Below are 14167 nucleotides of genomic sequence, written 5' to 3' on the forward strand. Positions count from 1 at the left end.
AGGCCTTAGTTCAGTTCAATGGCGAAATAATCACGCGCATTGTTGAAGCAAATATTTCTGACCATTTCACCCAACAGTTGGATATCTGCCGGCGCTTCACCTGCAGCAACCCAACGGCCAATCATCTGGCACAGGATGCGACGGAAGTATTCATGGCGCGTGTATGACAGGAAGCTACGGCTATCGGTCAGCATGCCGACGAAACGGCTCAGCAGACCGAGCTGGGCCAGTTGCGTCATCTGACGTTCCATACCGTCTTTCTGATCGTTGAACCACCAGCCGGAACCGAACTGCATCTTGCCCGGCATACCTTCGCCCTGGAAGTTGCCGATCATGGTGCCCAGCACTTCGTTATCGCGCGGGTTCAGGCAGTAGAGAATGGTTTTCGGCAGCAGGTTCTGTTCGTTCTGCTTGCTCAGTAGTTTGGACAGCTCTTCGGCCATCGGGCGATCGTTGATGGAGTCGAAGCCGACATCTGCGCCCAACAGTTTGAACTGACGCAGGTTGTTATTACGCAGCGCGCCGATGTGGTACTGCTGTACCCATTCACGACGCGCGTATTCCGCACCGAGGAACACCAGCACCGCGGTTTTAAACTGGGCAACTTCATGCTCGCTCAGCGTTTCACCCGCCAGGCGGCGTGCCAGAATGCTATCCAGTTCAGATTCGTTAGATTCAGCAAACAGCACCACGTCCAGCGCGTGGTCAGAGACTTTACAGCCGTGAGCCGCAAAGTGATCCAGACGTTTGGTCAGCGCAGCTTGCAGGTCGCTGAAGCGGCGGATATCCGTGTCAGACACCTCACCGAGCTTCGCCATATAGTCATTAAAGGTCGCCAGCTCAATGTTAAAGGCTTTATCCGGACGCCAGCTCGGCAGCACTTTCACATCAAAGCTTGCGTCTTTAGCAACGGCCGCGTGATGCTCCAGAGAGTCGATCGGGTCATCGGTGGTACCGACCATTTTCACGTTCATCTGCTGCATGATGCCGCGTGCGGAGAATTTGTCCTGCGCCAGCAGTTCATTGCACTGGTTCCAGATTTCGTCAGCCGTTGCCGGAGACAGCAGCTTACCTGTAATACCAAACGGGCGACGTAATTCGAGGTGGGTCCAATGGTACAGCGGGTTACCGATTGTGTGCGGAACCGTGGCGGCCCAGGCGTCAAACTTCTCGCGATCGGACGCATCGCCAGTACACAGGCGCTCAGCGACGCCGTTAGTACGCATCGCACGCCACTTGTAGTGGTCACCCTTCAGCCAGATGTCATACAGGTTATTAAAACGGTAGTTTTCCGCGATTTGTTGCGGTGGCAAATGGCAGTGGTAGTCGAAGATTGGCTGGTCTTTGGCGTAATCATGATACAGACGGCGAGCAAATTCGGTGTCCAACAGGAAATCTTCAGTCATAAACGGGGTCATTATCGTCTTCCTCTCAGCGAGTGCGTCAGATTGCTTATGTTTTGATGTTGACAAAGTTATCACACCAATTTCCATACACTGAAGATATTTTCGTGAGTTAGATCAACAAATGGCGACAAAAAAATTACTCTCAAAGAGGTAAACCGCGCGCCAAGCCGCACCAGCACTGGCTTTGCTGAATCGAAATAATGACCACACGAAGATTCACACTTTTGTGATGGCACTCACCTTTTAAAGCTGTATGACAAGTTATCTTTTTGCCGTCGCGATACATAAGCCGACGGAATGCAAATTACCGATGTATCACCATCGGATTAACCGGTACGGAAACCGAATTAGCACAAATATTGACATGGCAGAGTTCGGGGAGTACCGGCTTTTTTTCGGTTACCCCCTCGTAAAAGAACATCCTCCTCCCTGAACTGGAAGATGACCGCTCGTTCGCGGACATAACAAAACGATGAGGTTTTACATGCGTAAAATTAAAGGGTTACGTTGGTACATGATCGCACTGGTGACGCTTGGCACCGTGCTGGGTTATCTGACACGTAACACTGTGGCGGCAGCTGCGCCAACTCTGATGGAAGAGTTACACATCTCCACCCAACAGTATTCCTATATCATCGCAGCGTATTCTGCTGCTTACACCGTAATGCAACCCGTTGCCGGCTATGTGCTCGATGTGCTCGGCACAAAAATTGGTTACGCGATGTTCGCCGTTCTGTGGGCCGTCTTCTGTGGCGCGACCGCACTGGCTGGTAGCTGGGGTGGACTGGCGCTGGCGCGAGGTGCAGTCGGTGCCGCTGAAGCTGCGATGATCCCTGCGGGTCTGAAAGCCAGTTCTGAATGGTTCCCGGCAAAAGAACGTTCAATCGCCGTGGGTTACTTTAACGTCGGTTCTTCTATCGGCGCAATGATTGCTCCGCCGCTGGTCGTCTGGGCTATCGTCATGCACAGCTGGCAGATGGCCTTCATTATTTCTGGTGCCCTGAGCTTCATCTGGGCCATGTGCTGGTTGGTATTTTACAAACACCCACGCGACCAGAAAAAACTGTCTGATGAAGAACGTGATTACATTCTGAATGGTCAGGAATCACAGCATAAAAACAGCACCGCCAAGAAAATGTCTCTCGGTCAGATCCTGCGTAACCGCCAGTTCTGGGGCATCGCGCTGCCGCGTTTCCTGGCAGAGCCGGCCTGGGGTACCTTCAACGCCTGGATCCCGCTGTTCATGTTTAAAGTCTACGGCTTTAACCTGAAAGAGATTGCGATGTTTGCCTAGATGCCGATGCTGTTTGCTGACCTGGGTTGTATCGTAGGGGGTTACTTACCGCCGCTGTTCCAGCGCTGGTTCGGCGTTAACCTGATCGTTTCCCGTAAAATGGTCGTCACCATGGGCGCATTGCTGATGATTGGCCCAGGGATGATCGGTCTGTTCACCAGCCCGTACATTGCTATCGCCCTGCTGTGCGTCGGCGGCTTTGCTCACCAGGCGCTGTCCGGTGCGCTGATCACGCTCTCTTCTGACGTATTTGGTCGTAATGAAGTGGCAACCGCGAACGGTCTGACCGGTATGTCCGCCTGGCTTGCAAGTACGCTGTTTGCGCTGGTCGTTGGCGCGCTGGCTGACACCATCGGCTTCAGCCCGCTGTTCGCCGTACTGGCGGTATTCGACCTGCTCGGCGCGTTAGTCATCTGGACGGTATTGCAGAACAAATCGGCCAGCGAGGTAGAGTCAGCTTCGCAAACTGGCGATCCCGCTGCGCAAAGTTAACCAGACACGATTTAACAAGGTTATGTAATGCTAAGCCGCCAGTCATCTGGCGGCTTTTTTATCGCCGCGAGTGGAGCCGTAATCGCAAAAGTGGTATAACAAATAGAGTCTGCCGTATCATGCCTGGAGCGCATATGGAAATCACCGAACCACGACGTTTGTACCAACAACTTGCCGCTGATCTGAAAGAACGCATTGAGCAGGGTGTCTACCTGGTGGGTGACAAACTCCCCGCCGAGCGCTTTATCGCCGATGAAAAAATGTCAGCCGCACCGTGGTTCGTGAAGCGATTATCATGCTCGAGGTTGAGGGCTACGTTGAAGTGCGTAAAGGATCGGGGATCCACGTCATTTCAAACCAACCCAAACACTATGTCGCGCCAGATGAAAGTCTGGAGTTCGCCAGCTACGGTCCGTTTGAGCTGCTCCAGGCTCGCCAGCTCATAGAAAGCAACATTGCCGAGTTTGCCGCCACCCAGGTGACCAAACAGGACATCATGAAACTGATGGAAATTCAGGAGAAGTCGCGTAACGAAAAAAGCTTTCGTGACTCCGAGTGGGATCTCCTGTTCCATGTGCAGGTCGCGCTGGCAACACAGAACTCTGCCCTGGCCGCGATTGTTGAAAAAATGTGGACTCAGCGTATTCACAACCCCTACTGGAAGAAGCTGCACGACCACATCGACCTGCGTACGGTAGATAACTGGTGCGACGACCATGACCAGATCCTGCGGGCGCTGATTCGCAAAGATCCACACGCCGCCAAACTGGCGATGTGGCAGCATCTTGAGAACACAAAGCAGATGCTGTTTAACGAAACCAGCGATGATTTTGAATTCAACGCAGACCGTTATCTTTTTACCGATAATCCCGTCATTCATCTCGATACGGCAGCTAACGGCGCAAAATAAACAATCTTAACGATGCAGGCGCGACAAAGCGCCTGTTTCTGACGCTTGGTAAGCATTAGGTATAAAGTGTCAGCCTGTGTAAATCCTCTCGCCTCCCTCCATTGCGATAAGCAAAATCACAGGACAACACCCGTAATTTCTATAACGGACTACGTTGACCTTTGTTACAATTAGTTGTTATTTGAATTTTTGTGTTTGAGAGCTTGCTTACTTCACAACTTTACAGGGAATAGTTCAGGCCGTGAATTTGTGTCAGACCGCGATCCATGTAAAAAACACCAATAAAATTGCGGCGTTACAAACTCCAGAATACCGGCATGACGACAACCGATTCTCCAGGAATATTGAATGGAACTACTGACTCAATTATTGAATGCTTTATGGGCTCAGGATTTTGAAACGCTGGCCAATCCCTCCATGATTGGCATGCTCTATTTCGTACTGTTTACCATTTTGTTTCTGGAAAACGGACTGCTGCCAGCAGCCTTTTTACCTGGCGACAGTCTACTGGTACTGGTCGGCGTACTTATCGCTAAAGGCGCGATGGGTTTTCCGCAAACGGTACTGCTGCTCACCACCGCGGCCAGCCTGGGTTGCTGGCTCAGTTATATCCAGGGGAGATGGCTGGGAAATACCCGCACCGTTCAAAACTGGCTATCTCATCTACCCGCGCACTACCATCAGCGCGCACATCATCTGTTCCATAAGCATGGCTTGTCTGCCCTGCTGGTCGGTCGCTTTATCGCGTTTGTCAGAACATTACTGCCGACCATCGCAGGATTGTCCGGTCTGAACAATGCGCGCTTTCAGTTCTTTAACTGGATGAGCGGACTGCTTTGGGTTCTGATTCTCACAACGCTTGGCTATCTGCTGGGCAAAACGCCAGTGTTTCTCAAATATGAAGATCAGCTGATGTCTTGTCTGATGCTGCTTCCCGTGGTGTTACTGGTGTTTGGTCTGGCAGGTTCACTGGTTGTGCTTTGGAAAAAGAAATACGGGAACCGAGGGTAAATTATGCTGAAATCATGCATAACACTCCGACGACTGGCCTGGACGACTACTTTTATGCTGTTTATCGGCGCGCTGCTCCTGACCTGGTCGGTCATCCGCCAGCAGGAGTCAACGCTTGCCATTCGTGCTGTAAACCAGGGAGCCACCATGCCTGATGGCTTCTCTATCTGGCATCACCTGGACGCCAACGGCATTCGCTTTAAAAGCATTACTCCGCAAAATGACGCGCTGCTGATCACCTTTGATTCCAGCGCGCAAAGCGCAGCCGCAAAGGTCGTGCTGGACCGAACGTTACCGCACGGTTTCGTTATTGCTCAGCAGGATGATGATAATCAGGCGGTACAGTGGTTATCCCGCTTACGTGATACCCCGCACCGTTTTGGTTAATCTCCAGGAATCTGAATTAGATCACTCACTTTGGTGATTTCATCATTTAGCGCCTATGATTAATAAACTGGGTTTATGACCCATTGCTTTATTATTCTGGAGCATCGGCCAAAGCCACAAGGTCGAATCACAATGGAAGGTTCAAGAATGAAATACCGCATCGCTTTAGCAATTAGTCTTTTCGCTCTCAGTGCCGGCAGTTACGCCTTCACCCTCTGTCAGGAAAAAGAACAGGATATTCAGCGGGAGATAAGCTATGCCGAAAAGCACAACAATCAAAACCGCATCAATGGTCTGAACAAAGCGCTGAGAGAAGTTCGGGCAAATTGTACTGACAGCAAACTGCGCGCCGACCATCAGAAAAAAATCGCCGAGCAGAAAAATGAGATAGCCGAGCGTCAACGTGATTTGGCCGAGGCGAAGCAAAAAGGCGATGCGGATAAGATAGCCAAGCGCGAACATAAGCTTGCTGAAGCTCAGCAAGAGCTGAAAGAACTCGAGACACGCGATTACTAAGTACGGTAACTAGCCACTCAACTGGAGAAAACTATGTCGAAAGATAATGCTACGGAAAACCTGCGCGCTGAGCTGAAATCTCTTGCGGATACGCTTGAAGAAGTACTTAGCTCCTCTGGCGATAAGTCGAAGGAAGAGATGAGTAAAATTCGCAGTAAAGCCGAACATGCGTTACGCGAGAGCCGCCATCGTCTGAGCGAAACCAGCGATGTGATTGCCAAACAGACCCGTGAGGCCGCGGCAAAAGCCGATAACTACGTACGCGAAAACCCATGGACAGGCGTCGGCATTGGCGCTGCAGTCGGTGTGGTACTTGGTGTACTGCTGTCGCGCCGTTAATAATGGCAGACTCTCAACACGCACAAGGTCCAGGCAAAGGCGTACTGGGTATTGGACAGCGGATCCTGACGATTCTCGTTGAGATCGTAGAGACGCGGCTGCGGCTGGCCGTCGTTGAGCTGGAAGAGGAAAAAGCCAATCTCATCCAGATCCTGCTGATGCTTGGGCTGACCATGCTGTTCGCGGCGTTTGGTCTGATGAGCCTGATGGTGCTTATCATCTGGGCCATAGACCCGCAGTATCGCCTGAACGCCATGATTGCCACCACCGTTGTGCTGTTGCTTTTTGCGCTTATCGGCGGGCTATGGACGCTGAGTAAAGCGCGTAAAACAACGCTGCTACGCCATACGCGCAATGAACTCGCTAACGACAGGCAGGCCCTGGAGGATGATGCATAATGAGCAGTAAAGTCGAACGTCAACAACGTAAGGCGCAACTGCTTGGACAGATCCAGCAGCAACGGCTGGATCTGTCGGCCACTCGCCGCGACTGGCTGGAAGCCACCGAAGTTTACGATCGTGGCTGGAAGACGCTGCTGAACCTGCGTGGCTGGGTGTTGGTCGGAAGCAGTATTATGGCGGTTCGCACCATTCGTAACCCGAATCTGCTGGTACGCTGGGCTAAACGCGGCTTCAGCGTGTGGAGCATCTGGCGTCTGGTTAAATCGACCATCAGACAACAGCAACTGCGCGGCTAATCACCTCTCCCCCCCCTAACCTCAAATTTTTTGAAAATTTCTGACAGTTTTCCTTGCTAACAATTGTCATTAGCCGCGTTTATGATTCTCTCCATCGACAGCAACGACGCACTCTGCGACGTCGTTGCACAAAAAAACACAATAAGCCGCCTGAGTGGTTTCCTGGAGAGTATGATGAAGAAATTAGAAGATGTTGGTGTACTGGTAGCGCGCATTCTGATGCCAATCCTGTTTATTACCGCAGGTTGGGGAAAAATCACCGGATATGCGGGTACCCAACAGTACATGGAAGCCATGGGCGTCCCAGGATTTATGTTACCGCTGGTTATCCTGCTTGAGTTTGGCGGCGGTCTGGCCATCCTGTTTGGTTTCCTGACCCGCACTACCGCGCTGTTCACCGCGGGCTTCACGCTGCTGACGGCGTTCCTCTTCCACAGCAACTTTGCGGAAGGTGTGAACTCTCTGATGTTTATGAAAAACCTGACCATCGCAGGCGGCTTCCTGCTGCTGGCTATCACCGGTCCGGGCGCATTCAGCATCGACCGTGTACTGAATAAAAAATGGTAAGCGAGCTATACTAAACGCATCAAAAAGCGAGGAGACATCTCCTCGCTTTTGCTATCTGAGGAGGCGAAAACATGGGACAACTCATTGACGGCGTATGGCATGACACCTGGTATGACACCAAATCAACCGGGGGAAAATTTCAACGCTCTGCATCAGCTTTCCGTAACTGGCTCACCGCGGATGGCGCACCGGGTCCAACGGGCGAAGGGGGTTTCGCCGCCGAAAAAGACCGCTATCATCTCTACGTTTCTCTGGCCTGTCCGTGGGCGCATCGCACGCTGATCTTGCGTAAACTCAAAGGGCTGGAACCGTTTATTTCCGTTTCCGTTGTGCATCCGCTGATGCTGGAAAACGGCTGGACCTTTGACGATAACTTCCCGGCGGCAACCGGCGATACCCTGTATCAGCACGAATTTCTTTATCAACTCTATTTACACGCCGATCCGCACTACAGCGGTCGGGTGACCGTTCCGGTGCTGTGGGACAAAAAGAACCACACCATTGTCAGCAACGAATCTGCAGATATCATCCGTATGTTTAACACTGCGTTTGATGCGCTGGGCGCGAAAGCCGGGGATTACTATCCACCCGCTCTGCAAACTAAAATCGACGAGCTCAACGGCTGGATTTATGACAACGTCAATAACGGCGTGTATAAAGCCGGATTTGCCACCAGTCAGGAAGCCTACGACGACGCGGTAGAAAAAGTCTTTCAATCTCTGGCGCGACTGGAGCAGATCCTTGGGCAACATCGCTACCTGACCGGGGACCAGTTAACAGAGGCCGATATTCGCCTGTGGACCACGCTGGTGCGCTTTGATCCTGTGTATGTGACGCACTTCAAGTGCGACAAACACCGGATTAGCGACTATCTGAACCTGTACGGTTTCCTGCGCGATATCTACCAGATGCCAGGCATTGCGGAGACCGATAATTTCGATCACATCCGCAATCACTACTTCCGTAGCCACAAAACCATTAACCCGACCGGCATTATTTCTGTCGGACCGTGGCAGGACCTCAACGAACCCCACGGGCGTGAAGACCGTTTTGCCTGATTTACACGGGTCCCCTTTGGGGGCCAAATAATTAATACAGCAAATATTTACCAGCATTCCATTCACGGCTATTCTTAATTTGATTGCTTTAAAAACAAGTAATTGAATACAGAACGAGGCAAAAATGGATTGGTATTTAAACGTATTAAAGAACTACTTTGGTTTTGGGGGCCGCGCGCGTCGTAAAGAATACTGGATGTTTGTGCTGGTCAACATCATCTTTACGTTCGTGCTGGGCATTCTGGACAGAATGCTTGGCTGGGAACGCGCCGGAGGGGAAGGCATATTAACGACGATTTATGGGGTTCTGGTCTTTATCCCGTGGTGGGCGGTGCAGTTCCGGCGTTTACATGACACCGACCGCTCGGCCTGGTGGCTACTGGTGCTGCTGATCCCGATCGTAGGCTGGTTGGTAATCATCATTTTCAACTGTCAAAATGGGACTCAGGGGAGCAACCGCTTCGGCGCTGACCCTAAACAACTGTCCTGATGTAATACACCATCTTGTCGGCCGGATAAGGTGCATTTGCACCGCATCCGGCGTAACAGCCCTGCTATTTACCCGCAAACAGCTTGGGAATTTCCCGCAAACACCAGGATTTCGCTTCGCCCATGCTGTCTCGACGCCAGGCCATAATAATATCAATTTCGCTTGTCGATTCCGGGCTAACCACACGCAACCGACCCGCCGCAATGTCCTCTTCCACCAGCGGGTATGGCATCGTCGCCACGCCAAGGCCGGCCAACAGCGCCTGGCGTTTATCTTCTATCGAACTCACCGTCAGACGCGGCTGTTTATCAAGCAGTTGAACCGTCAGCACCGGGCGTTCGCGGGCCGTGTCCGCCACCGCGATTCCACGGTACTTCACGCGGGTGACTTCCGATAACGGTTCCGGCTCCTGATGAATTGGATGATCCGGGGCCGCCACATATACGTTCATCAGCGAGTACAGCTTGCGCGAGTTGATTTCCGAAGATGAGCGAAAATGCATATCCGGCGCAATCACGATATCCGCCCGCCCCTGCTCCAGACGCTCCCACGCCCCGGCCAGAACTTCGGTAATAACGGAAAGCTGGGTATTGGCCTTCCCGGCAAGTCTGTCGATCAGCGGGAAAAACGCCGCCGTCGGCACCAGCGCTTCGGTGACGATGGTCAGATGCGTTTCCCAACCGCGAGCCAGCGCTTCGGCATCGGTAGTCAGCTTATCCGCAGCTTCCAGCAGTACACGCCCACGTTCCAGCAGCATACGCCCGACGTTGGTGAATTTTGTGCGATGACCTGAACGGTCGAACAACACGACGTCCAGCTCTTCCTCCAGCTTCTGCATGGTATAGCTGAGCGCGGAAGGAACGCGCCCCAGTTCGTCCGCTGCGGCGGCAAAGCTGCCACGCCGGTCTATTGCGTCCATGACGCGTAACGCCTCAAGCGTTAAAGCCCTTTCTTTGGCCATCTCGTTCTCATTCAGGAAATTTGAACATACCGGGCAGAATATCTGGCTAACAATGCAGCGTCTAGCCATTTAACATAAAAGGAAGTAAAGAGAGGTCAAGAACTATGATTACTACCCGTACAGCCAAACAATGCGGGCAAGCAGACTACGGCTGGCTGCAGGCCCGTTATACCTTCTCCTTTGGACACTATTTTGATCCTAAACTGCTGGGTTATGCCTCGCTGCGTGTTCTGAACCAGGAAGTTCTGGCACCGGGAGCCTCTTTCCAGCCACGTACCTATCCGAAGGTGGATATCGTCAATCTGATCCTCGAAGGGGAAGCGGAGTATCGCGACAGTGAAGGTAACCATATCCAGGCCAAGGCAGGAGAAGTTTTACTGCTCGCCACACAGCCGGGAATTAGCTACAGCGAACACAATATCAGCAAAGATAAACCGTTAACCCGAATGCAGCTCTGGCTGGATGCCTGCCCGCAGCGCGAAAACGCCTGCGTACAGAAAGCCACGCTGAATGCCGGTAAGCATCAGTTGCTCGCCTCGCCGGATGGAGAACAAGGCAGCCTGCATCTGCGTCAACAGGTATGGGTGCACCACGTTGAACTGCAACAAGGTGAATCGCAGAGTTTTCAGTTACATGGGCCGCGGGCTTACTTACAGTCGATCCACGGCAGATTCCATGCGGTGACATCTGGCGCCGAAAAAGAAGCGCTCACCTGCGGCGATGGCGCATTTATTCGTGACGAAACTAACATAACGTTAGTCGCCGATACCGCGCTGCGCGCTTTGCTGATAGATTTGCCCGTATAGTCAGGGAAAACAATGGAGTACGACTATTGAGCAAGAAATCATCCAAAAAACGCCAGCCGCAGGTTGAGCCGAAAAAACAGGATACTGTGACCTTCGGCTATGAAGAAATTCTGACAGAGCTGGAAGCGATTGTGGCGGATGCCGAGCTACGGCTGGAAGACGAAGAAGCCGCCTGAAAAGGCGGCTTAGAGTTATGCCGGGGACGATTCCGCCTTACCCGGCCTGCAGATTAATGTGCCTTACTGGCCATGATCTCAATGATCTGCTTGTCGGTTTCCTGCATCGAGCGACACGCCAGCGCACACAGGTTCGTGATAGATTGCTCCACGTTGTGCGCCACAATCCCTTCATTGCCGGTCACAGCAGTATCATCCAGCGCCATCAGCACCGCTTTCCACGCCGCAGATGCGCTGGTTGAAACTTTCATCGCGCAGCTGTTTGAGGCGCCATCGCAAATCATTCCGCTCACGTCGCCAATCATGCTGCTGATTGCCATCGCGATGGTGTTGTAGCGACCATCAACGATCCACGCCATCCCCGCCGCGGCGCCCATCGCCGCCGTGGTTGCCGCACACAATGCAGACAAACGCGGAAGCTGATGATGGATGTAGATAGCGCTCAGGTGAGACAACATCAGCGCACGCGCCAGTTTCTCTTCATCCGCACCAAAGTGCTCAGCCACCACCATTACCGGAACGGTCGCGGTAATCCCCTGATTACCAGAGCCCGAGTTGCTCATTGCCGGAAGCGTCGCTCCCCCCATTCGCGCATCCGATGCTGCACTGGTGCGGATCAGAATAGAGGTGGAGAGATCGTTCGCCAGCAGGCCACGCGCGCACTGCTTCTCAAGCGTGGTTCCGATGTGCAAGCCCCAGTTACCGCGCAGCCCTTCCTGGGACAGCGCACCGTTCAGTTTCGCCGCATCGAGAATAAAGCGGATTGACTCAAACGGTACCGCGTTCACGAACGCCAGAATCTCTTCCAGCGACGTGTGGGACAATACCGCCAGCGGTGAGTCCTGCTCCTCTTCCTGAGCGTTCTGTTCTGTCGTGAACACCACGCCCTTATTGGTCTCAATGTGCACAATGTTGGTATGACCACCAACAATCGTCACGCACGCCCATCCTTCAGCGCTATAAACCTTCGCACGGGAGAAAAGGATGTCCTCGCATGGCTCCTGCAGCATCACCGCGACCTTCCCGGCGGTCAGCATCGCTTTCGCATCGGCAATCGCTTGAGGCGAGGCGTCTTTCAGTACCTCTAAACCGGCGTGGGCATTTCCCCCCAGCGCACCCAGTGCCGCCGCGACAGGCAGCCCAACCATTCCGGTACCCGGCACGGTAACGCCCATGCCGTTTTTCATCAGGTTCGGTGAGACCCACGCATCAATGCGTTCAACCGCGCCGTCCAGCTCAGAGGAGGCGACCGCTGCCGCCAGAGCCAGAGAGATAGGTTCCGTGCAGCCCAGCGCAGGCTTAACTTCTTCCTGCACCGCGCGGATAAAACTATCCCATAATGGATTCAATGTAGTCTCAAACATAACAACAACCTTTGCTCAGATATCTCAGGAAAATGCCAGGAACGGAGAAACGCACAGCAGCAGGCCCGTGACAATAATCAGATACAGGGAAGCGCCTTTGTATTTGTGCAGTGCAGGAACTTTGTAGACCAACCAGGCCGGGATCAGACATCCCACCATGCCGAAGATAGGGCTACAAATAGAAGTGAAGCTCAGTACCGGCGCATTGAGCACAATGGCTCCCCACGCCAGCAGGATAGCGAAAACCATAATGCCGCGCTGAACCAGGGTCTCATTGATTTTCTCGGCTGGCATTTTGCGGCGCAGCACGTTCATCACGATCCCTTGAGTGGCTTCACGGAACCCTAAGTAAACGCCGAAGAAAGCGGTCATTACGGCAAAGATGTTCAGAATAACGCTGACGATTTTCACCCAGCCAGCACCCGCGCCGCTGATAAACTGCGCGGCAATCGCCAGAGCGGAAATGTTCTGCTCATAAGCTTTAACCGCTTCGTCATGGCCCATCGCCAGCGTGAAGGAAACGGCGTAGAAAAAGACGGTCACAAACAGAATACCGAACGCAATATTCATGGCTCGCAGGGCTTTATGGCGTGCCACTTCAATGGATTTATTGCGAGAACGATAGGAGATAACCATCGGGCTTAAGGTCTGAATAAACAGAATCGAAGTCAGGGTAAACGGCAGCGTGATAATCGCGTTTTTGATCAACAGTGCCATCGGCGGCAGTGAACCTACGTTATATAAATGCCACATCCCAACCATCGACACGCCAAGCGCCGCCACCACCAGCAGCTTGGTCAGTACCATACCGGTGGAGATTTTAAACAGCAGTTTTTCCCCGCGGGACGAGATAGCCACCAGGATGCAAATCAGCACCAGGCCATAGAACGGGCTGTCGGACAGTAACCCTTCAGTAACACCAAAAGTATGCAGGTAGGAGGCGCTATCGTTGGTGATGGCGGTGGAATAGACGAACATCCAGATAACCAGCATCACAAAATACAACGCACCTAACAGGATGCCCCAGTTCTTACCCAGATAGCCGCTGATCACGCTCGGGTAGTCTTTACACTCAGGGGACTCAGCCAGCGTATTAATAAACAGACGCTGGAACAGATACATGGCTGGGTAGCCGATGATAGAGGAGAGCAAAAACACCCACAGCCCCATCAAACCCACCTGGACGGGAAGAAAAACAATCCCCGCACCAATTGCCATACCGATACTCATAATGACCCAGCCGGTGTCCATGCTGTCGAATTTAATGGCTTCGCGCCATTCACTTTCGGTCATTCCCGCCCGACGTGCCGGAGCAGATGCGTCGAGTATTACGCTGTTATTCGTTGCCGTTTCCATAATTTTCCGCTCAATGTGTAGGTAGAGGTTTTTATATTTTTTTCGTACTGCCTCAATGCGATACGCAGTACTACGGTGCAGGTGAGCTATTGGAGTAATGAGGAAATCATACGCGCAGGATCAGAGAAAAACTTCACAAACAAACCCCTGTAATTTCTAAAAGTTAAGAAATATTTTCTCTTTTATTTTCATATAAAGAATTGAATTTCTATATTTGAAGCAGATCACAACAAAAAAGGCGCACTAACATGTAATGCCAGTCAGTTAAGCATTATGGAGAACATGTGATTTCGGCTCAGGGTTCCGTTCACCTCAGTGGTATCACTTTTCTGAAGCG

At 52.4% G+C, this 14167-nt stretch carries 15 protein-coding genes and 2 pseudogenes; 13 read left to right on the plus strand and 4 right to left on the minus strand.

The window, feature by feature from the left end; all coding sequences use genetic code 11:
* Positions 1 to 5: 5 nt before the first annotated feature.
* Positions 6 to 1418, minus strand: coding sequence for a glucuronate isomerase (uxaC, locus tag OGV38_RS22040; RefSeq protein ID WP_103284268.1), 1413 nt, complete (start codon positions 1416 to 1418; stop codon positions 6 to 8).
* 472 nt (positions 1419 to 1890) lie between these two features.
* Between uxaC and OGV38_RS22045 the strand changes: the two are divergent.
* The 11 genes and pseudogenes from OGV38_RS22045 to OGV38_RS22095 all read left to right on the plus strand — a co-directional run bounded on the left by OGV38_RS22045 (position 1891) and on the right by OGV38_RS22095 (position 9167).
* Positions 1891 to 3192, plus strand: a pseudogene (locus OGV38_RS22045) (MFS transporter).
* A 134-nt stretch (positions 3193 to 3326) separates the two neighbouring features.
* Positions 3327 to 4102: pseudogene (gene exuR, locus OGV38_RS22050) on the plus strand (transcriptional regulator ExuR).
* Positions 4103 to 4450: 348 nt separating this feature from the next.
* Positions 4451 to 5113 carry a DedA family general envelope maintenance protein YqjA gene (yqjA, locus tag OGV38_RS22055; protein WP_003024820.1) on the plus strand — a complete coding sequence of 221 codons (663 nt, stop codon included), beginning with the start codon at positions 4451 to 4453 and terminating at the stop codon, positions 5111 to 5113.
* A gap of 18 nt (positions 5114 to 5131) precedes the next feature.
* A complete protein-coding gene (mzrA, locus tag OGV38_RS22060; RefSeq protein WP_029139667.1) occupies positions 5132 to 5500 on the plus strand; it encodes an EnvZ/OmpR regulon moderator MzrA in 369 nt (122 codons plus the stop codon).
* Between the two features lie 147 nt (positions 5501 to 5647).
* Positions 5648 to 6016: a DUF1090 domain-containing protein gene (locus OGV38_RS22065; RefSeq protein ID WP_286475009.1), complete on the plus strand. Its 369-nt coding sequence runs from the start codon at positions 5648 to 5650 to the stop codon at positions 6014 to 6016.
* A 33-nt stretch (positions 6017 to 6049) separates the two neighbouring features.
* Complete coding sequence (locus tag OGV38_RS22070; RefSeq protein ID WP_003024832.1) at positions 6050 to 6355, plus strand: ElaB/YgaM/YqjD family protein; 306 nt, start codon at positions 6050 to 6052, stop codon at positions 6353 to 6355.
* Between the two features lie 2 nt (positions 6356 to 6357).
* Complete coding sequence (locus OGV38_RS22075) at positions 6358 to 6753, plus strand: phage holin family protein (protein WP_049268716.1); 396 nt, start codon at positions 6358 to 6360, stop codon at positions 6751 to 6753.
* Positions 6753 to 7052 (plus strand): YqjK-like family protein, encoded by a 300-nt coding sequence (locus tag OGV38_RS22080; protein ID WP_003024845.1) that lies wholly within the window; start codon positions 6753 to 6755, stop codon positions 7050 to 7052. Before OGV38_RS22075 ends, OGV38_RS22080 begins: the two co-directional genes overlap by 1 nt.
* Positions 7053 to 7226: 174 nt before the next feature.
* Complete coding sequence (locus OGV38_RS22085; RefSeq protein ID WP_003024847.1) at positions 7227 to 7619, plus strand: DoxX family protein; 393 nt, start codon at positions 7227 to 7229, stop codon at positions 7617 to 7619.
* Between the two features lie 71 nt (positions 7620 to 7690).
* Complete coding sequence (gene yqjG / locus OGV38_RS22090) at positions 7691 to 8677, plus strand: glutathionyl-hydroquinone reductase YqjG (RefSeq protein WP_286475012.1); 987 nt, start codon at positions 7691 to 7693, stop codon at positions 8675 to 8677.
* Between the two features lie 124 nt (positions 8678 to 8801).
* A complete protein-coding gene (locus OGV38_RS22095) occupies positions 8802 to 9167 on the plus strand; it encodes a DUF805 domain-containing protein (RefSeq protein ID WP_016154623.1) in 366 nt (121 codons plus the stop codon).
* Positions 9168 to 9231: 64 nt separating this feature from the next.
* Here OGV38_RS22095 and yhaJ read toward each other — a convergent pair whose 3' ends face one another.
* Positions 9232 to 10128, minus strand: a complete 897-nt coding sequence (gene yhaJ, locus OGV38_RS22100; RefSeq protein WP_016154624.1) for a DNA-binding transcriptional regulator YhaJ — start codon at positions 10126 to 10128, stop codon at positions 9232 to 9234.
* Positions 10129 to 10232: 104 nt separating this feature from the next.
* Here yhaJ and OGV38_RS22105 point away from each other — a divergent pair, with 104 nt between their 5' ends.
* Complete coding sequence (locus tag OGV38_RS22105; RefSeq protein WP_269518994.1) at positions 10233 to 10934, plus strand: pirin family protein; 702 nt, start codon at positions 10233 to 10235, stop codon at positions 10932 to 10934.
* Between the two features lie 26 nt (positions 10935 to 10960).
* Positions 10961 to 11110, plus strand: a complete 150-nt coding sequence (locus tag OGV38_RS22110) for a protein YhaL (protein WP_286475015.1) — start codon at positions 10961 to 10963, stop codon at positions 11108 to 11110.
* Between the two features lie 53 nt (positions 11111 to 11163).
* On the opposite strand, the gene OGV38_RS22115 is transcribed toward OGV38_RS22110, so the two are convergent.
* Positions 11164 to 12474, minus strand: a complete 1311-nt coding sequence (locus OGV38_RS22115; RefSeq protein ID WP_049040349.1) for an L-cysteine desulfidase family protein — start codon at positions 12472 to 12474, stop codon at positions 11164 to 11166.
* 24 nt (positions 12475 to 12498) lie between these two features.
* Complete coding sequence (locus tag OGV38_RS22120) at positions 12499 to 13830, minus strand: SLC5/6 family protein (RefSeq protein WP_016157542.1); 1332 nt, start codon at positions 13828 to 13830, stop codon at positions 12499 to 12501.
* Between the last annotated feature and the right edge of the window lie 337 nt (positions 13831 to 14167).

The sequence above is a fragment of the Citrobacter sp. Cb080 genome (genome assembly GCF_030334745.1).
Taxonomy (GTDB): domain Bacteria; phylum Pseudomonadota; class Gammaproteobacteria; order Enterobacterales; family Enterobacteriaceae; genus Citrobacter; species Citrobacter braakii.

Coding starts and splice junctions, on each gene's coding strand:
- OGV38_RS22085 (WP_003024847.1), top strand. CDS start 7,227: ATGAAGAAATTAGAAGATGTTGGTGTACTGGTAGCGCGCATTCTGATG.
- OGV38_RS22105 (WP_269518994.1), top strand. CDS start 10,233: ATGATTACTACCCGTACAGCCAAACAATGCGGGCAAGCAGACTACGGC.
- uxaC (WP_103284268.1), bottom strand. CDS start 1,418: ATGACCCCGTTTATGACTGAAGATTTCCTGTTGGACACCGAATTTGCT.
- OGV38_RS22075 (WP_049268716.1), top strand. CDS start 6,358: ATGGCAGACTCTCAACACGCACAAGGTCCAGGCAAAGGCGTACTGGGT.
- OGV38_RS22070 (WP_003024832.1), top strand. CDS start 6,050: ATGTCGAAAGATAATGCTACGGAAAACCTGCGCGCTGAGCTGAAATCT.
- yhaJ (WP_016154624.1), bottom strand. CDS start 10,128: ATGGCCAAAGAAAGGGCTTTAACGCTTGAGGCGTTACGCGTCATGGAC.
- yqjA (WP_003024820.1), top strand. CDS start 4,451: ATGGAACTACTGACTCAATTATTGAATGCTTTATGGGCTCAGGATTTT.
- OGV38_RS22115 (WP_049040349.1), bottom strand. CDS start 12,474: ATGTTTGAGACTACATTGAATCCATTATGGGATAGTTTTATCCGCGCG.
- OGV38_RS22065 (WP_286475009.1), top strand. CDS start 5,648: ATGAAATACCGCATCGCTTTAGCAATTAGTCTTTTCGCTCTCAGTGCC.
- OGV38_RS22120 (WP_016157542.1), bottom strand. CDS start 13,830: ATGGAAACGGCAACGAATAACAGCGTAATACTCGACGCATCTGCTCCG.
- OGV38_RS22080 (WP_003024845.1), top strand. CDS start 6,753: ATGAGCAGTAAAGTCGAACGTCAACAACGTAAGGCGCAACTGCTTGGA.
- yqjG (WP_286475012.1), top strand. CDS start 7,691: ATGGGACAACTCATTGACGGCGTATGGCATGACACCTGGTATGACACC.
- OGV38_RS22095 (WP_016154623.1), top strand. CDS start 8,802: ATGGATTGGTATTTAAACGTATTAAAGAACTACTTTGGTTTTGGGGGC.